Origin of the sequence: Pseudomonas sp. P9_2, from assembly GCF_034008255.1 — a bacterium.
GTDB lineage: Bacteria > Pseudomonadota > Gammaproteobacteria > Pseudomonadales > Pseudomonadaceae > Aquipseudomonas > Aquipseudomonas synxantha_A.
On record NZ_CP125376.1, the window covers coordinates 5,135,982 to 5,154,644 of the forward strand.

The 18,663-nt window shown below is 61.9% G+C and carries 16 protein-coding genes; 3 read left to right on the forward strand and 13 right to left on the reverse strand.

Annotated elements, in window-relative coordinates:
* Positions 1–33 precede the first annotated feature (33 nt).
* Positions 34–1,410, forward strand: coding sequence for a VOC family protein (locus tag QMK52_RS22750; RefSeq protein ID WP_005787810.1), 1,377 nt, complete (start codon positions 34–36; stop codon positions 1,408–1,410).
* A 139-nt stretch (positions 1,411–1,549) separates the two neighbouring features.
* Here the strand turns inward: QMK52_RS22750 and QMK52_RS22755 are convergent, their stop codons facing one another.
* On the reverse strand, positions 1,550–1,774 hold the full coding sequence (locus tag QMK52_RS22755; RefSeq protein WP_320403454.1) for a YdcH family protein: 225 nt from the start codon (positions 1,772–1,774) through the stop codon (positions 1,550–1,552).
* 175 nt (positions 1,775–1,949) lie between these two features.
* On the opposite strand from QMK52_RS22755, the gene tkt reads away from it, so the two are divergent.
* The gene (tkt, locus tag QMK52_RS22760) at positions 1,950–4,007 is read left to right on the forward strand and encodes a transketolase (protein ID WP_320403455.1); all 2,058 of its coding nucleotides are present in this window, start codon (positions 1,950–1,952) and stop codon (positions 4,005–4,007) included.
* 58 nt (positions 4,008–4,065) lie between these two features.
* Here the strand turns inward: tkt and uvrA are convergent, their stop codons facing one another.
* From uvrA to QMK52_RS22800, 8 genes are all read right to left on the reverse strand, one after another.
* On the reverse strand, positions 4,066–6,585 hold the full coding sequence (uvrA, locus tag QMK52_RS22765; protein WP_320403456.1) for an excinuclease ABC subunit UvrA: 2,520 nt from the start codon (positions 6,583–6,585) through the stop codon (positions 4,066–4,068).
* Positions 6,582–8,294, reverse strand: coding sequence for an ATP-binding protein (locus QMK52_RS22770; RefSeq protein ID WP_005787802.1), 1,713 nt, complete (start codon positions 8,292–8,294; stop codon positions 6,582–6,584). Before QMK52_RS22770 ends, uvrA begins: the two co-directional genes overlap by 4 nt.
* 101 nt (positions 8,295–8,395) lie before the next feature.
* Positions 8,396–11,467 carry an error-prone DNA polymerase gene (locus QMK52_RS22775; protein WP_320403457.1) on the reverse strand — a complete coding sequence of 1,024 codons (3,072 nt, stop codon included), beginning with the start codon at positions 11,465–11,467 and terminating at the stop codon, positions 8,396–8,398.
* Between the two features lie 19 nt (positions 11,468–11,486).
* Complete coding sequence (locus QMK52_RS22780; RefSeq protein ID WP_005787798.1) at positions 11,487–12,902, reverse strand: Y-family DNA polymerase; 1,416 nt, start codon at positions 12,900–12,902, stop codon at positions 11,487–11,489.
* A gap of 7 nt (positions 12,903–12,909) precedes the next feature.
* Positions 12,910–13,524, reverse strand: a complete 615-nt coding sequence (gene imuA / locus QMK52_RS22785) for a translesion DNA synthesis-associated protein ImuA (RefSeq protein ID WP_005787796.1) — start codon at positions 13,522–13,524, stop codon at positions 12,910–12,912.
* Entirely contained in the window at positions 13,524–14,141 is a 618-nt protein-coding gene (gene lexA / locus QMK52_RS22790) for a transcriptional repressor LexA (RefSeq protein WP_032803494.1), read from the reverse strand. Before lexA ends, imuA begins: the two co-directional genes overlap by 1 nt.
* Before the next feature lie 517 nt (positions 14,142–14,658).
* On the reverse strand, positions 14,659–15,288 hold the full coding sequence (locus QMK52_RS22795) for a ribonuclease T2 (protein ID WP_320403458.1): 630 nt from the start codon (positions 15,286–15,288) through the stop codon (positions 14,659–14,661).
* Positions 15,289–15,330: 42 nt separating this feature from the next.
* Positions 15,331–16,308: a Gfo/Idh/MocA family protein gene (locus QMK52_RS22800; protein WP_194440563.1), complete on the reverse strand. Its 978-nt coding sequence runs from the start codon at positions 16,306–16,308 to the stop codon at positions 15,331–15,333.
* 126 nt (positions 16,309–16,434) lie between these two features.
* Here QMK52_RS22800 and QMK52_RS22805 point away from each other — a divergent pair, with 126 nt between their 5' ends.
* Positions 16,435–16,797 (forward strand): NUDIX hydrolase, encoded by a 363-nt coding sequence (locus tag QMK52_RS22805; RefSeq protein ID WP_005787788.1) that lies wholly within the window; start codon positions 16,435–16,437, stop codon positions 16,795–16,797.
* A 15-nt stretch (positions 16,798–16,812) separates the two neighbouring features.
* Here QMK52_RS22805 and QMK52_RS22810 read toward each other — a convergent pair whose 3' ends face one another.
* From QMK52_RS22810 to QMK52_RS22825, 4 genes are all read right to left on the reverse strand, one after another.
* Positions 16,813–17,061, reverse strand: coding sequence for a DUF1652 domain-containing protein (locus QMK52_RS22810; RefSeq protein ID WP_005787786.1), 249 nt, complete (start codon positions 17,059–17,061; stop codon positions 16,813–16,815).
* Between the two features lie 457 nt (positions 17,062–17,518).
* Positions 17,519–17,755 carry a hypothetical protein gene (locus QMK52_RS22815; protein WP_242462659.1) on the reverse strand — a complete coding sequence of 79 codons (237 nt, stop codon included), beginning with the start codon at positions 17,753–17,755 and terminating at the stop codon, positions 17,519–17,521.
* A gap of 4 nt (positions 17,756–17,759) precedes the next feature.
* A complete protein-coding gene (locus tag QMK52_RS22820) occupies positions 17,760–18,206 on the reverse strand; it encodes a GNAT family N-acetyltransferase (RefSeq protein ID WP_005787782.1) in 447 nt (148 codons plus the stop codon).
* 89 nt (positions 18,207–18,295) lie between these two features.
* Complete coding sequence (locus QMK52_RS22825; RefSeq protein WP_032803867.1) at positions 18,296–18,625, reverse strand: hypothetical protein; 330 nt, start codon at positions 18,623–18,625, stop codon at positions 18,296–18,298.
* Between the last annotated feature and the right edge of the window lie 38 nt (positions 18,626–18,663).

Below are 18,663 nucleotides of genomic sequence, written 5' to 3' on the forward strand. Positions count from 1 at the left end.
ATTTTGCTCGCCACAGCCATCAGGAATTTTTCTATGCACGCCACTGCACATGTCAGCCCCGATGAGATCCGCAAGGGCTTTTCCAAGGCCATGTCCGACATGTACCGCGATGAAGTACCTCTGTACGGCGCGCTGCTGGAACTGGTGGCCCAAACCAATGCACGCGTACTCGACAGCCAACCTGAGCTGGTGCAGCAGTTGCAGCGTACCGGAGAAATCCAGCGCCTGGACATGGAGCGCCATGGCGCTATCCGCCTGGGCACTGCCGCAGAACTGGCGACCATCAGCCGCCTGTTCGCGGTGATGGGCATGCAACCGGTGGGCTACTACGACCTCACCCCCGCCGGCGTGCCGGTGCATTCCACGGCCTTTCGCGCCGTGCATGAACACGCGCTGCAAACCAGCCCGTTCCGGGTGTTCACCTCGCTGCTGCGCCTGGAGCTGATCGAAAACCTGGAGCTGCGCGCCTTCGCCGAAAGTGCCCTGGCCAAGCGTTCGATCTTCACCCCCGGCGCCCTGGCGCTGATCGAACAGGCCGAAACACAGGGCGGCTTGAATGCCCGCGACGCCCAGGCTTTCATCGACGAGGCGCTGGAGACGTTCCGCTGGCATAACACCGCCACCGTGACAGGCGCGCAATACGAGCAACTGAGCAACCAGCACCGCCTGATCGCCGACGTGGTCGCCTTCAGGGGCCCGCATATCAACCATCTCACGCCACGCACCCTGGACATCGACCAGGTACAGGCCGCCATGCCCGGCAAAGGCATTACGCCCAAAGCCGTGATCGAAGGCCCACCCCGGCGCCATTGCCCGATCCTGCTGCGCCAGACCAGCTTCAAGGCGCTCGACGAACCTATCGCGTTCACCGACGCCCACGGCAGCCACAGCGCACGCTTTGGCGAAATCGAACAACGCGGTGTAGCGCTCACGCCTAAAGGCCGCGCCCTGTACGACCAACTGCTGAACGCCGCCCGCGATGAACTCGGAGCGTTCCCCAACGAGGCCAACGCCGAGCGTTATGTGCAATTGATGGAACGGCACTTTACGGCGTTCCCGGATACCCCCGCACAGATGCGCGAGCAGGGCCTGGCGTACTTTCGTTACTTCGTTACAGCCAAGGGCCTGGCGGCACGCGGCCAGCCCGAGCAGCCGCGAACTTTGCAAGCGCTGGTCAACGCCGATCACGTGGCGGTGGAGCCATTGGTGTATGAGGATTTTCTGCCGGTGAGTGCGGCGGGGATCTTCCAGTCAAACCTGGGGGATGCGGCGCAAAGTCATTACGCGGCCAACGCCAACCAGGCGCAATTCGAACAGGCGCTGGGGCGCAAGACGATTGATGAGTTGCAGCTTTACGGCGAGACGCAGCAGCGTTCCATTGATGAATGTCTGGGCACACTGCTGGCCTGAAATAGGGTGTCCTCCCCGGCTCAGCGGCACAATCCTTGCGCCGCAACAGTCCCCAGAGCCGGGTGGACGGGGCGCATCATAAAGACACAGTCCTGCGATGTCCCGCATACAAATCTGAACAAATATTGCCGTTTTGCGCCTAGCCTAATCGCCCGACGATTTCGTCCTTGATCAGCAGCCGTTTCTTCTTCAGGTTTTCTACGTCCTCATCACTGGCACTGGCTTTTTCTGCCTTCAGCACCTTTGTGTCAGCTTCATCATATTGCGCGAGCAGCGAATCCAGTCGTTTATCGTTCGCCCTGCGTTCGTGAACGTCTTCCTTGCTCAAACCCAAGTCCTGATACAGGTCGTGTTTCACTGGCATGGCGTACCTCCACAAATTGATCAATGGTCTACGCCCTTGAAGCTAGCCCATTCCAATGGGTCTTGTCATGTTTGAGGTCAATACAGTCCCGTTCGTCGTGCAGCCTGCGATGGGATCAAACCTTTGCCGTGCCCTGCCCTCCACTGTAGATCGCCACCCGAGGGAGACAGGTTTCATGAATCACGCTGCCACTGCTGCCGACACTCAATGCATCAACACGCTTCGCACCCTGGCCATGGACGCTGTACAGAAGGCCAATTCCGGGCATCCGGGCACGCCCATGGGCCTGGCGCCGGTGGGTTATACGTTGTGGAGTCGCTTCCTGCGTTATCACCCCGAACATCCCGATTGGCCTAACCGTGACCGTTTTGTGTTGTCAGTGGGGCATGCGTCGATGCTGCTGTATTCGCTGTTGCATCTGGCCGGTGTGGTGGAGATTGACGCCCACGGCCAGCGCTCTGGCCAGCCGGCCATCAGCCTCGACGATATCAAGCAGTTCCGGCAGATGGGTTCCAAGACCCCAGGCCACCCCGAATACCGCATGACCACCGGCGTGGAAACCACCACCGGCCCGCTCGGCCAGGGCTGCGCCAACAGCGTGGGCATGGCCATGGCCCAGCGTTGGCTGGCCGAACGCTTCAACCGCGACGGCCAGGTGCTGTTCGACTACGACGTCTACACCCTGTGCGGTGACGGCGACATGATGGAAGGCATCAGCAGCGAGGCGGCCTCGATGGCCGGCCACTTGAAGCTGGATAACCTGTGCTGGATCTACGACAACAACACCATCAGCATCGAGGGGCACACTGAACTGGCCTTCAGCGAAGACGTGATCAAGCGCTTCCAGGCCTACGGCTGGCACACCCAGCACGTCACCGACGCCAATGACTTGCAGGCGTTGAGCGTGGCGCTGGAAACCTTCAAGGCCAATACCGGCGCGCCGACCCTGATCGTGGTCGACAGCGTGATCGGCTATGGCTCGCCGCACAAGCACAACACCGCAGCCGCCCACGGCGAGCCTCTGGGCGAAGACGAGATTCGCCTGACCAAGGCTGCCTATGGCTGGCCGCAGGATTCGAGCTTCCTGGTGCCCGACGAAGCCCGCACGGTACTGCGTGATGCCCTCTACGAACGCGCCGAACCGCTGTTCGCCGAATGGAACCAGACCCTGGCATCCCTCGACCCGCAACGTGCCGATGAACTGCACCGAATGCGCGCCGGCGAAATGCCCGAGCAATGGCAGGCGCACCTGCCCAGCTTCGCCGCCGATGCCAAGGGCGTCGCCAGCCGGGCCTCCGGCGGCGAGGTATTGAATGCCTTCGCCCAACAGATCCCCTGGTTGCTGGGCGGCTCGGCGGATCTGTCGCCGTCGACCAAAACCAACCTGACGTTCGACGGCGCCGGGCGCTTCAGCGCCGATGACTACAGCGGGCGAAACCTGCACTTCGGCATCCGCGAGCACGCCATGGGCGCCATTGCCAATGGCATGGCACTGTCCTACCTGCGCCCGTACACCTCGACCTTCCTGGTGTTCAGCGACTATATGAAACCACCGATCCGCCTGGCGGCGATCATGGAATTGCCGGTGATTTTCGTGTTTACCCATGATTCCATCGGCGTGGGTGAAGACGGGCCGACGCACCAACCGATCGAACACCTGACCCAACTGCGCGCCACGCCGGGGCTGCTGACCCTACGCCCGGGCGACGCCAATGAAACCCTGGAGTTGTGGAAGGTGGCCCTGGCGCAGACCGATCGGCCGAGCTGCGTGGTGCTGTCGCGCCAGGCGCTGCCGACCCTGGACCGCACCCAGTATGCGTGCGCCTCCGGTGCGGCCAAAGGTGCCTATGTATTGGCCGCTGCGGATAAGCCTGAAGTCATTCTGATCGCGACAGGCAGTGAGGTCAGCCTGGCGGTGGCTGCCTACGAGCAACTCAAGGGCGAAGGCGTGGCTGCGCAAGTGGTATCGATGCCGAGTTGGGAGTTGTTTGAAGACCAGGATCAAGCCTACCGCGACAGCGTCTTGCCGCCTGCGATAAAAGCGCGGGTGGTGGTGGAACAGGCGGGGCCCCTGGGTTGGGATCGCTATGTCCTGCAAACCGGTGCCAAAGTGGTGATGAACAGCTTTGGCGCGTCGGCGCCATTGGCCAAGTTGCAGGAGAAGTTCGGATTTACCGTGGAGAATGTGGTGAAGCTGGCCAAGGAGCAGATCCAGCATAACCTCACTGACTAACACTGGGCTTAATGTGGGAGGGGGCTTGCTCCCTCCCACATTTGGTCATCAACAACTGCTAGATCAGCGCCTGGGTTAGATAAGGCGCGGTTCGGCTGTGCTTGCTTTTCGCAACCTTGTGCGGCGTACCACACGCCACCACCTTCCCGCCCCGGTCCCCTGCCCCCGGCCCGATATCAATCACCCAGTCACTCTGGGCTACCACGCGCATCTCATGCTCGACCACAACCACGGTATGCCCCGCATCGACCAGTTGATTCAACTGGCTGAGCAAGCGGTCGACATCCTTGGGGTGCAAGCCGGTGGTCGGCTCGTCGAGCACATACAACGTAGCGCCGCGGGCGTTGCGTTGCAGTTCGCTGGCGAGCTTGATGCGCTGGGCTTCACCGCCGGACAGTTCGGTGGCCGGCTGGCCAAGGCGCAGATAGCCCAGGCCGATATCGCGCAGCACCTGCAACGAGCGCAGTACGCCAGGCTGCTCGGCAAAGACGTCCACTGCCTGCTCGACCGTCAGCCCCAGCACCTGAGCGATGTTCAAACCCTGCCATTTGATCGCCAGGGTTTCAAGGTTGTAGCGTGCACCGTGGCAGGTGGGGCACGGCGCGTACACGCTGGGCATAAACAGCAGTTCAACGCTGACAAAGCCTTCACCCTCGCAGTTCGGGCACCGCCCCTTGGCGACGTTGAACGAAAACTGCCCGGCGTCGTAAGCGCGTTTCTTGGCCGCCGGCGTAGCGGCGAACAGCTTGCGCACGTTGTCGAACAACCCGGTGTAGGTCGCCAGGTTAGAGCGCGGCGTGCGGCCGATAGGTTTCTGGTCCACCTGCACCAGGCGGCGAATGTGTTCCAACCCGGCACTGATGCGCCCGCCACTGGCTTGCGGTGCAGCGTCTTCCAGGCTTGGCTCGTCGTCATTTTCCAGCACGCGCCCAAGGCCCGTGGCCACCAGTTCCAGCAACGCCTGGCTGACCAGGCTGGATTTGCCCGAGCCGGAAATTCCGGTTACCGCGGTAAAGCAGCCCAGCGGGAAGTCCACCTTCAGGTCATCGAGGTTATTGCGCGTCACGCCTTCGAGCTTCAGCCAGGCAGTGGGCGCGCGCCGCGCCACGTTGGCCGGGCGCTGTGGAGCAAACAGGTATTCACGGGTCTGCGACGCCTCGATAGCCTCCAACCCCGCAGGCGGCCCGCTGTACAGCACCTGCCCGCCATGTTCACCGGCAGCCGGGCCCACGTCGATCAACCAGTCGGCGCGGCGCATGGTTTCCAGGTCGTGCTCCACCACAAACAATGAATTGCCCGCGGCCTTCAAGCGCTCAAGCGCACTGAACAACGCTTCGCCATCCGCCGGATGCAGGCCCGCCGAGGGCTCGTCCAGCACATAGATGACACCGAACAACTGCGAGCCCAGCTGGGTCGCCAGGCGCAAACGCTGCAACTCCCCGGAGGACAAGGTCGGCGTGCTGCGCTCCAGCGACAGATAGCCCAGGCCCAATTCGATCAGGGTGTTCACCCGTTCGAGCAAGTCCTGGGCGATGCGTTGGGCTGCCAGGCGCTTTTCCACCGACAATTTCATCTTGTCCTGCCCCGCCGCCACCGGCCGCAGCAATTGAGCCAATTGCGCCAGGGACAGTTGCGACAACTCTCCGATATCCACCCCGGCAAACTTCACCGACAGTGCCGCCTGAGTCAGGCGCTTGCCGTGGCATAACGGGCAGGCACTGCCCTGCATGAACTGCGACACGCGCTTTTTCATGAGTGCGCTTTGGGTATGGGCGAAGGTGTGCAGGATGTAGCGCCGTGCGCCGCTGAAAGTGCCCTGGTAGCTGGGTTCGAGCTTGCGTTTCAACGCATCGCGGGTCTGCTGCGGGGTGAAGCCGGCGTATACCGGCACGGTGGGGGTTTCTTCGGTGAACAGGATCCAGTCGCGCTGTTTTTTCGGCAGGTCACGCCAGGGGATGTCGACGTCATAGCCCAGGGTCACGAGGATGTCGCGCAGGTTCTGACCCTGCCAGGCCAGCGGCCAGGACGCCACCGCACGCTGGCGGATGCTCAAGGACGGATCGGGCACCATCAACGCTTCGGTCACTTCATACACGCGACCCAAGCCATGGCATTGCGGACACGCGCCCTGGGGCAGGTTCGGGGAAAAGTCCTCGGCATACAGCATGGCCTGCCCCGGCGGGTAGCTGCCGGCGCGTGAATACAGCATACGGATCAAGCTCGACAGGGTAGTGACGCTGCCCACCGAAGAGCGCGCACTCGGCGTGCCGCGTTGCTGTTGCAGGGCCACCGCCGGCGGCAAGCCCTCGATGCTGTCCACATCCGGCACGCCCACCTGGTCGATCAAGCGCCGCGCATAGGGCGCCACCGATTCGAAATAGCGACGCTGCGCCTCGGCATACACGGTGGAAAACGCCAGGGACGATTTGCCGGAGCCGGATACCCCGGTAAACACCACCAGGGCATCGCGTGGAATATCCACATCGACGTTACGCAGATTATGTTCACGGGCGCCACGCACCCTGACAAAGCCCGGTTGCCGGGCGGTAACCGCAGGGATGTTGCGCTGTGATGTCATGGGCAACCTTGTCTTGCACTGAGCACCCTGCGCACGCGTTGAGTCAGGGCCTCGGGGCTGTAGGGTTTGCTCAGCAGGTGGATGTCGGCGCTGAGCAAATGATTGGAGGACAGGATGTCGCGGGTGTGGCCGGAGGTGAACAGCACCGCCACCGGCGGGTTCTGCGTACGCGCCCAAGTGGCCAGGTCAGTGCTCTTGACCCGGCCTGGCATCACCACGTCGGTGAAGATCAAGTCCGGCGCTGCGCCACGCTGCAACACCTGCATCGCGCGGTCGCCATCTTCGGCGGTCAATACGGTGTAACCCGACTGCTGCAGCAACTCGACCACCGTCAGGCGCACGCCTTCGTTGTCCTCGACCACCAGGATGGTTTCCTGGCCGCCTCCTTGCAGGTCTACGTCACTGTAGTCGTCGAGGCACTCGGGCTCCAGGCTGTGGGGGAAATACATCTGCACAACCGAACCCTTGCCCTCCTCGCTCCACATATCCACGTGGCCGCCGCTTTGGCGCACAAAACCAAACACCATGCTCAGCCCCAGACCGGTGCCGTGGCCTTCGCGTTTGGTGGTAAAGAAGGGTTCGAAGGCGCGCTTGAGGGTGGCCTGGGACATGCCCACACCGGTGTCGGCCACCGCCAGGCGCACGTACTCGCCGGGCTTGATGCTTTTGCCGATGCAATCGTCAGGGTTGAGGATGATGTTTTCCCCGGTGATCCGAATCACCCCTTCGCCCTGCATGGCATCCCGGGCGTTGATTGCCAGGTTGAGCAAGGCATTTTCCAGCTGGTTGCGGTCGACATTGATGCACCAGGAGTCCAGGGGCAATTGCACGTCGATATGGATGGTTTCCCCCAGCGCCCGTTGCAGCAACTCGCCCAGGCCGGCATAGATGCGCTGCGGGTTGTACACCGCGGGTGATAACGGTTGGCGACGGGCAAACGCGAGCAATTGCGATGACAACTTGGCCCCGCGCTCGACTGCCGCGATGGCCGCGGTCACGCGACGTTGCACCTGGCAATTGTCCGGCTCATGCCGGGCAAGCAAATGCAGATTGCCGGCGATCACTTGCAGCAGGTTATTGAAGTCATGGGCCACGCCCCCGGTCAGGCCGCCAATCGCTTCCAGCTTTTGTGACTGGCGCAACTGGTCTTCGGCGGCAGAGCGCGCCTGCACCTCGGCGGCCACGCGTTGCTCCAGATTATGGGTAAGCTCCTGGCGCACCCGCTCGGACTTCACCAGCTCGGTGGTTTCCACCACAATCGCCAGCACGCCGGCCGGCTGCTGGTTGTCACCCGCCACCGGGCTGTAGTAGAGATCCAGCCACACGCTTTCCGGTCGGCCGTGCCGCGACAACACCAGTTCCTTGTTATTGAACGACAAGGTACCGCCCGCCAGGCACGTATCCACCACATGCCGATTGAACTCGGCCACTTCCGGCCAGCCCAGTTCCACCGGCGTACCCAGCAGGTAAGGATGGCGCCCGCCGGCAAATGCCGAATAGCTGTCGTTGTAGATCATGTACCCCGCCCGCCCCCACAGCATCACCATCGGCACGGGTGAGGCCAGCATCATTTGCACGGTGCAAGCCAGGCTTGTGGACCACTGATCCAAAGGGCCAAGGTCGGTAGTTGACCAGTCAAAGGTGCGTATCCGCTGAGCCATTTCGCCGGCCCAGCCTTCACAGCCGTGGGGGTTGGATAAAAATTGCATCATTGGGCTCTGTGCGCAGGAGAAGACGATCGCAAGTTTTGGAGCGCGCCGACGGTGGATGGTTTCATCTTGTGAACGCTGGAATGCAGAAACCACTGAACTCAATGAAAATCCCGGCTGCGCACCACCATTCCATCCAACAGCGGCGTCAAATCGGTCAAGCGCCCTGCGATCAAATGCCGCACCTCGCCCACCGCCTCCCAGCGCCCATCCACCTTGAGCAGACGTGACCCCACCAGCGCCCGGCGCTGGCGCTCGGCCAGGTCGCGCCAGACCACTACATTGAGGTTGCCGAACTCATCTTCGAGGGTGACAAAGGTCACGCCACTTGCCGTACCGGGGCGCTGGCGACCGGTCACCAACCCGGCGATGCTCACATTGCGCCCATGCTCCACCGCCAGCAACTCCTGGGAACTGCGGCAGCGTCGCTTGCGCAGCTCGGCGCGCAACAAGGCCAAGGGGTGCGGCCCAAGGGTGGTGCCCAGCGTGGCGTAATCGGCTTGCAGGTCCTCGCCTACGCTGGGCGCGGGTAATGCCACCACGGTTTCATCCTGACCTGGCTGGCCGGCAAACAAGCCCAACTGCTTGTGCACACCGGCCACGTCCCAGCGCGCCTGGTGTCGGTTGCCGGCCAGGGCGCGCAAGGCACCGGCATCCGCCAGCAGCGCCTGGCCCCGGGCATCCAGGCCGGCGCGTGCGTCCAGGTCGGCGATGTCGCTGAACGGTTGCCGCTGGCGTGCGGCTTCGATACGCCGCCCGTCGTCCTCGCGAAACCCCGAGATCATGCGCAAGCCCATACGAATCGCCGGTTGCTGGCCGTCGATGGGCTCAAGGCTGCAATCCCAGTCGCTGGCCTGCACATCCACCGGGCGAATCTGCAAGCGATGGCGCCGGGCGTCCTGCAGGATCTGGTCCGGGCTGTAGAAACCCATGGGCCAGCTATTGATCAGGGCGCAGGCAAAGGCCGCCGGCTCATGGCACTTGAGCCAGCAACTGGCGTAGGTCAACAGGGCAAAACTGGCCGCGTGGGACTCGGGGAAACCATAGCTGCCAAAGCCTTTGATCTGCTCGAAAATCTGCGCGGCAAAGGCTTCGGTGTAGCCGTTGCCGAGCATACCGTCGCGCAGCCGCTTCTGGTGCGGCTCCAGGCCGCCGTGACGTTTCCAGGCGGCCATGGAGCGGCGCAGCTGGTCGGCCTCGCCAGGGCTGTAGTCGGCGGCGACCATGGCGATCTGCATCACTTGTTCCTGGAACAAAGGGATACCCAGGGTGCGTTTGAGCACGGCCTCCAATTCGGGTGAAGGATAGGTTTCTGCTTCCTCTTTGTTTCTGCGGCGCAAATACGGATGCACCATGCCGCCCTGAATCGGCCCGGGGCGCACGATGGCGACTTCGATCACCAGGTCATAGAACGTTTGCGGCTTGAGCCTGGGCAACATCGACATCTGTGCCCGCGATTCGATCTGGAACACGCCGATGGTGTCAGCCTTGCTGATCATGGCGTAGGTTGCCGGATCTTCCTTTGGAATGCCTGCCAGGCTCAAATCCAGGTTGCGATGCCGACGCAGCAAATCGAAACAGCGGCGGATTGCGCTGAGCATACCGAGGGCGAGGATATCCACCTTGAGCAGGCCGACGGCGTCGAGGTCATCCTTGTCCCACTGGATGATGGTGCGCTCGGCCATGGCCGCATTTTCCACTGGCACCAGGGTGTCCAGCGGGTATTCGGAAATCACGAAACCGCCGGGGTGCTGGGACAGGTGCCGGGGAAAGCCGATCAGTTGCCGGGTGAGCGTCAACACGCGGCGCAGCAGTGGGCTGTCCGGATCGAAACCGCTTTCACGCAGGCGTTCAAGAGGTGGCGCGTCATCACTCCAGCGCCCGCAGCAGTCGGCCAGCGCGTTGATCTGGTCTGGTGGCAGCCCGAGGGCCTTGGCTACATCGCGCACTGCGCCGGCGGCGTGGTAGCTGCTGACCACCGCCGTCAACGCTGCACGATTGCGGCCGTAGCGCTGGAATACGTATTGCAGCACTTCTTCGCGGCGCTCGTGCTCGAAGTCTACGTCGATGTCCGGCGGTTCATTGCGCTCTTTGGAGAGGAAGCGCTCGAACAGCAAGTCGCTCAAGCTCGGGTTGATTTCGGTGATACCCAAGGCAAAACACACCGCCGAATTGGCCGCCGAGCCACGGCCCTGACACAGGATCGAGCGGCTGCGGGCGAAGCGCACGATGTCGTGCACCGTGAGGAAATAACTTTCATAGCCCAACTCGCTGATCAGCAGCAGTTCCTTGTCGATCTGCTGCAAGGTCTTGGCATCGACGCCCTCGGGCCAGCGCCGGGCAATGCCTTCTTCGGTCACCGCACGCAACCAGGAGGCGGCGTCATGACCTGTCGGCACCAGTTCGCGTGGGTAGTGATAGCGCAACTGGCTGAGGTCGAAGGTACAACGCCGCGCAACCGCCAGGGTTTCGTCAAGCAGCGCTTGCGGGTACAGCGCGGTCAGGGCATCGAGGCTGCGCAAGTGCCGCTCGCCATTGGGATGCAACAAGGTACCGGCGTTGGCCACCGCGACGTGATGACGGATAGCGGTCATGGTGTCTTGCAGGGCACGGCGGCCACGAGCATGCATGTGCACATCGCCGCAAGCCACCGCCGGGATCTGCAACCGGGCGGCCAGGTTCAGGCGCTGCTCCAGGTGACGCCCATCGTCCTGGCCGCAATGCAACTGCACTGCCAGCCACAGGCGCCCGTTGAAAGTGCGGCACAGCCATTGGATCGAGGCCTGGGTGTCATGGTCCTGCGCCACCCACAGCACCAACAGGCCGGGCAATGGTTGCTCGAAGTCTTCCTGCAGCAGGCGGTAACGGCCTTTTTCAGCGCGGCGACGGGCCAGGGTGATCAGACGGCACAGATGCTGGTAGCCGTTGAGGTCTTGCACCAGCAGCACCAGTTTGGGGCCGTTTTCGATGCGCACTTCACTGCCGATAATCAGCGGCAAATCCACCGCTTTCGCTGCTTGCCAGGCCCGTACGATGCCCGACAAGGTGCATTCATCAGTGATTGCCAGGGCGCTGTAGCCCTGGTGTTTGGCCCGCTGGAACAGCTCCAGTGCACTGGAGGCACCGCGCTGGAAGCTGAAGTTGGACAGGCAATGCAGTTCGGCGTAACTCATGCGCGACTCGCTCCAGGGTTCATGCAAACCAGCCTTGCAGCCACAGTCCATCGCTGCACCCCACATTGCGGTAGGCCCAGCCTTGCTGGCCGGCGCGGGTCTGGATCAGGTAATAGTCGCGGCGGATATCGGCGCCATCCCACCAGCCGGATTCGATGCGCTCCGGGCCCATCAGAATGTGCACGCCCTGCTCGGCCAGCAGCGTCGGTTCGGACAACAACCAGCCGGGGCGCCGCACCTTGTTCAAGCTCGGGCATGGACGGCTGTCGGTCGCGGCTTGCCAGGCACATTCGGGGCGATGGTCGGCGTGAAAGCGCAAGCCCTGCACCGCCTCATCCCCCAGGCGCGCGCGCAGGCGTTCGCGCAATTGTTCCCACGGCAGGGTTTGCTGCGGGCGGTCGTCGAACAGGTCCTGGCGCTGGGGCACGAACACCGGCAAGTCCTCGGCCACCAGGCGCAAACCGCGCACCGGCGAGGTGACCTGGACCTGCTCCAGGCGCCCACGGGCCAGTTCGAACAGCATCAAAGGCTCACGCTCGGCACTGAGCAAGCCCACCTTGATCACGCTGTCGGGCGCCTGGGCATGTTCCAGGTGCAGGTCAAAGCCCTGCACGCCACTGTCGCGCCCGCAAAGGAAGGCCGACAAATCGCCGGTCAAGCGCCGTAATGGAAACAGCAAGGCCTGGTGGGATTGCACATCGAAGTTCAACTCGATGCGCGCCTCGAACTGGTCCGGCGGCTGATAGAACGCCAGGGCCAAGGGGCGTTGCCCGCTCAGGGCGTCGAGGTGCTTGAGCAGGCTGGCGTCAAAGCGTCGCGCCAGGGTATGCCGCGGCAATGCCTGCACCTGGGCCAGGGTGCGCAGGCCCATGCGTGACAAGGCGGTGGCGGCCTGCGGGTCAAGACCGGCGCGGTCGACAGGCAGTGGCGCCAGGGCCTGCATCAAGGCGTTGTCATCGGCCACGGCCAGGCCATCGTAAAGGTTTGCCAACACCCGCGCCGCCGCCGGGTTGGGCGCTGCGACGATACGGTGACGAAAGCCAAGGTCGGTCAACTCCTTGCGCAAGCGCGCCTCGAACTGCGACCAGGGCCCGAACAGGCCCAGGCTCGATTCGATCTCGAACAACAAGGCGCGCGGGTAATACAGGCTGACCTGGGAACTGAAACGGTAGGCCCAGGCGGCAAGCAACTGCTGCAAGCGCTCGATTTCCAGAGGGTCGTATTCCACACAGGCAAAGCCCTTGGCCAGGGCATGGGCTGCCGTCAACGATTGACCAGGGCGCAAGCCCAGGGCACGGGCGGCGGCGTTGACGGTTTGCAGCACCCGACGCTGCGGCGTGCCGGCCAGCAGTGCCAGAGGCTGGTCGGGTTCGGGATGCACACGCTGCGCCCCGTCCAGCGCCAATTGCGGGAAGACGATACAGACCCAACGCATGGCAACCTCAATGCCCCGCCAGGGCAATCGGTGCCGGATGGGCCAACCCGCCCCGGCACTTGAGCACGCGCACTTGTGCAGGCTTTGCCTCGACCGCCAGGCGCAAGGCCGCGGGCGAGGCATTGACCGCCTCATTCAAGGAGCGCCAGGCAAATGCCAGGGTCTGTCCGGTTTCCGCCGCCACCTGCAAACGCCGCAAGGCCCGATCATCGGCCTTGCGCGGCCAGCACAACACCGCACCGCAACTGCCGGAGCGCAGGCATTGTTCCACCGCCCACAGCGCATCGCGCTCCTGGGCCTGGATAATGGAAAGCTGACGCACATCTACCCCGGCGTTCTGCCAGGCATGGGGATACGGCGTATAGGGCGGCGCCACCAGCACAATACGCTCACCCAGGGCCGACAAGCGCGCCAGGGTTGGCAGCACCAGTTGCAATTCGCCCACCCCGTCCTTGGCCATGAGGATTTCACTCAAGGCCGCTTCCGGCCAGCCGCCAGTGGGCAGCACCGCATCCAGCGCCGCCAGCCCCGTAGGGTGCACGCTGGCCGGTGGTGCGGCGGGCCGGCCCTTCCAGACTCGCCCGCCATTGAACAGCGAGTCCAGGGCAACTACGGCGCCCATCAGCCTTGCCTCACCAGGCCACAGAACACCCCTTCGATGGCCAAGTCCTGGTCGGGGCCGACCACAATGGGTTGATATGCCGGGTTGCGCGGCAATAAACGCACCCGCTCGCCGTTGCGCTCGAAGCGCTTGATCGTGACCTCACCGTCCAGACGCGCCACCACAATCTGCCCGTTCAAGGCTTCGGCACTGCGACGTACGCCCACCAGATCGCCGTCGAGAATGCCGTCTTCGATCATCGAATCACCCTGTACTCGCAGCAGGTAGTCAGGGGTCTTGGCGAAAGTGGCCGGATCCAGTTGCAAGTGGCTGTGCACGTCCGCATCGGCACCGATGGGCCGGCCAGCCGCCACGCGGCCAAGTACCGGCACATCCAGCCACTCGGGACGCGCGGGTTGATTGAGCAAACGAATACCACGGGCCTGGTTGGGGTTGACCTCAATGAAACCGGCTTCGGTCAAGGCCACCACATGCTTGCGGGCGACGCTGCGCGAGGCGAAGCCGAACGCCTCGGCGATCTCGGCGAGGCTGGGGGGCTGACCTTGGTGCGCGATGCGCTCGCGAATGAAAGTCAGGATGGCGGTACGGCGGGGAGTCAGGTTTGTCATGGAGTACATTTGTACTCCTGTGGGAAATTTCTGACAATAACCGTCAGTCGGCGACCAACTGCCTGGTCATCACCGCATAAATATCTACACAACTTTATAGCTGCCAACCGTAACCACGATGCGAAGCGAGCCGCTCTTGCTCTTGATCTGCTCTTGATCTCAGGCGCCCCGTTAAACCACGCTGGCCGGAATTCGACAGGGATTTGGGGGGTAAACCGGCAGGGATGCCGGTTTAGCCGCCCCGCGCCATGGATGGCGCGTGGCGGCGGCCCCCCAAATCCATGGCGGATTACGGGCACACCGAGCCGAAGCGAGGTGCCGAGTGGTGGGGCAAGAGCGTTTGGGTTACTTTTGCGCTTTTCAAAAGTGACCCGCTGTAAGAGCGGAACCAATAGCAGCCGTTACCCAAATAACGGATATGTACTCGGTCCGATCCAGCATCCCAACCAACCCTGAGGCCGCCATCGGGAGCAAGCCCCCTCCCACAAGATCAGTGTTGGCTTTAACCTGGCTCCCGCAATTGAGCTCAGCGCTGCGACGGAATGCGAATATCACCGCTACGGCATTGGCTTTTTACACTGCGCGGGCACCCGGTGAATGCCAGCTCCTTGGTCAGGCACACGCGCACCTCCGACAGCACCTTGCCCTTGCAGATCACCGCCAAACCGTGATTGCCCATGCGTGGGTTGCTTTCGCGAAACAAGTCCTCAATCTCACGCGCCTGTAGCGACGGTGGTGTATTGAATGGCTGCAGTTGCGGCGGAATGACCACCGCGCCGAGTGCCGTGTCGGTCTTGTCCAGATACTCCAGCGGTTCGAGCCCGCTGCAGGTGCCATGCTTGGCCCACTCGTGCTTGAGCAGCGCACGGGTTGGAAACATTGCCGCGCCCTTGTCCATTTCTTCGTCATTCAAGCGTGACTGTGGCGCACAGGAGGCCGGCCACCCTCCCCGCGCGTATTGCGGCCACAAGCCATGTAACACAAACCCATAGCCCTTACCCGTGCACTGTTCATTGCCTGGGTGCGTCAGGCAGAAGGTCGGTGACCACGACAACGACAGCACATAAAAGTCAAACTCCCCCGGCAGCCCTTGGTCACGCGGCGCCGCAGTTGCAACTGTGGCGATCAGGAGCCACAACACCATCCAGTATTTCATCCCGGTATTCCTTTAAAAATGAGTCTTACGCTATCGCGGCAGCTAGGGATGGTTGGAGTAACGTTGCAACACCTTGTCCAGGATGATATCGGTCTTCAACGCCTCGATCGCCAGCGACGGATGTTCGGCGTCCCCGCGAATATGCGCATTCATGCCCAGTACGTGGTGCCACTGGATATGCGCATGGCACGGCACTTCCAACACCTCGCTGGTTTCGCCTTCCAGGCGCAACGGCTGGTCCTCGAACACTGAAAACTGAATGCGGCCACGGCTGCCGATCAATTCGACACGGTCTTCGCGACGGTCCGCCACAAAGTTCCAGCAGCCCATGCCCAAGGCACCATTGGCGAAGGTCCAGCAGGCCGTCACGGCATCCTCTGCCGCGTAGCGCCCGGCCTGACGCGCGGAAAAGCCTGAGACCTCGACAATATCCCCGGCCAGGTACTGGAACAGGTCGAACCCGTGGCTGGCCAGGTCGGCGAAATAGCCGCCACCGGCAATGGCCGGATCGGTGCGCCAATTGGCGGCGTTGCCATCAGTTGCAGCGGCAGGCTTGCACAGGGTCCAGGTCAGGTGCCGCAACTCACCGATACGACCTTCCTGCAACCAGCTGCGCACTTGCTGAAAGCGCGGCAACGAACGCCGATAGTAGGAAACAAACAGGTGCAGCCCGGCGCGCTCGAAGGTGCGTTGCATCAATGCGCTCTGCTCGGCATTCAGCGACATGGGCTTTTCGACGCAGCAATGTTTGCCCGCCGCCGCCACCATCAGGCTGTATTCAAGGTGACTGTCGGGCGGTGTGGCGATGTAGACCGCATCCACCTCAGGGTCATTGATCAGTGCCTGAGCATCGGTATGAAAACGCGCGATACCGTGCCGCGCCGCATAATCGCGCACCGCCTCGATACGCCGCCCCATCACGGCCACCAATGCCGAACCTGGCGCTTTGTAGAAAGCGGGTCCACTCTTTAACTCAGTGACACTGCCACAGCCGATCATGCCCCAGCGTATGGTCTTCATCGAATGCCCTCGTTCGTCTTCGTCAATCGGGCAGTATCCACATACAGAACCCGGCACGCCATAACCACTTAGCATGACATTTGCATTACACTTTTGTGACATTCATCCGGCGCGGGGGCACATACGATGAAAATTAGGGCAACCGTCATTTGCGAACATGAAGGGCATATTCTCTTCGTGCGCAAGGCCAGATCAAAGTGGGCCTTGCCGGGCGGCAAGGTAGAACGCAACGAACGCCCGGTGGGCGCCGCCGAACGCGAGCTGGAAGAAGAAACCGGATTAAGCGTCGATGGCTTGCTGTACTTGCAAGAACTGAAGGCCCGCGACACGCTGCACCACGTGTTCGAGGCCTCGGTGGTGAATATCGAGGAGGCGCGGCCGTGCAACGAAATCGTTGCCTGCCAGTGGTACGCCTACAGCGCCCTGGACGAACTGGACACCACCGACGCCACCCGTCACATCGTCAAATCCTTCCTGCGGCGCCTCTGACGCCGCGCACAGCCACTAACCCACCGCCGCAAACCCACGGCGCCCGGCCTTGATCTCGGCACGCAACTCACCAATCAGGTTTGAGATGGAACGGATGCTGTCCAGGCCCTCAGGGGATACGCACGTCAACAAAAGATCGACGCGACCGGACTGCGGCTCATAGATGCTGATGCGCAACGAGCCATCGCTGTTCAAGGTGCAGTCGCAGCAAAGAGGCTGGAACCCCGAGGCCATGATGCGGTTGAGTTCGACGATCGAGATCATGACAAGCGCCCTTGTGCGGGCCTACCTGGTGGTTGTGATCCAAACAGCGTAGATGAGGTTTTGTCGCAGGCCGGACGATTGATGCAAAAGTGTTAGCCATGCCTCATTTCGCCCGGCAACGAGCGCGTTTCGAATGACAGGCCGTATCGCTGCCGTTATTGCCCGTATTTAATTCCAGGCAAAAAAAATCCCAAGTAGCTGATGGAAACTTGGGATTTAAAAATGCATAAACCGTGGGAGGTGAACGCCCGGCTATAGTAGCGACTGTAAAAACGTGTAACAAGATTATTTTAATCCTTTCGTCGGATTGAAAGCGCTGTAAGTCATTCAATAACCACATGTTTTTTAAGGTAACGGGAACAATGAGTGCCACTTTTTGGTGCAAGTAACGGTTATACCCGTGCCATAAGTCCATCTATAAAAAAGGGTTATTGATTAGGTACGGCACACTGTTCAATCACTGTTCACTCAATTGCTTGCACGTCTGTTGAAGTTCAGCGCGCCTGGCAGCGCTCACCTCCACGACGGTCTCCATGTGCCGACAAAGCGCCAGGCGCTCAGCGGCCTCTTCACGCTGGCGGTCCACCTGGGCGTTGAGTTGAACGAAATAGAACCCCAGCAGCGCCGCGAGGCACAGCACCCCCACGGCGAGATACAGCAAGCCGCTGGAGGATGTGGGTTTTGGGGCATTCATGACCTTACGGCGCCCTGCTCTTTTCGTAGCGAACATCGTCGCCATCAACCGGGCCGACGTTGGACCAGCCCAGGTGTTGATAGAAACCGTTGGCACGGACTTCACCACGCCCGTCAGTGATCAGGTACAGCCTGTCGTGGCGTTCAAACAAAGCGGCTTCAGCCACTGCCATCAGTTGCCGTCCCAGGCCCAGGTTCTCGTGTGTAGGCAACACAAACATCGCGAACACTTCACCTTCATCCAGATCAACCATGGAAAATCCGGCGGCCTGGCCGTTGACTTCGGCGATCCAGGCGCAAGGCGCTTGGCGTAACGCGTCGATCAGTACCGGCGGCGTGATCCCCCGTTCGGCCATCTGCTCAAGGCTCAGATGGTTTTGCACCACCGAGGTGCGAATAGCACACAGCGTGTCGACATCATCGGCTGTCGCCGCTCGAATAAGCACTCGCATACAAGCCTCCATGAAGAAGTGCGCAATTGTATGCAAATACTCACACAGGGTTTGTGGGGGATTTGTAAGCGCCGTTAAACGGCTTCGGCTTATTTACGTGCGACTTTGTAGCGCAGGCAATCCTGGTAAAAACTTTTGCGGATCGCCTCCGGCTTCAGTCTTGAGTGGCTGTCATAGGTTTGCTCGGTAATCCCCATGGCCATCATGCGCATCCAGGATTTGTTGAACTTGATGGTCTGGATCTTCTGCCGAGCGGCATACAGCGACACTCCGGACAACTTCAACTCCTGAGCCCTGGCAGCTGTGCCCGCGCCCCAACTGCACATGTACTTGTCGCCCTCGCGCAACTCCCGAGCCTGTACGGTGGTCGCGCCCCCCGCCAGGGAGCAGGCAATCAGCATCATTCCAACAGTGCGCATTTGCATCCCCGCCTAACCACCTGAAAATAAAAGTGATT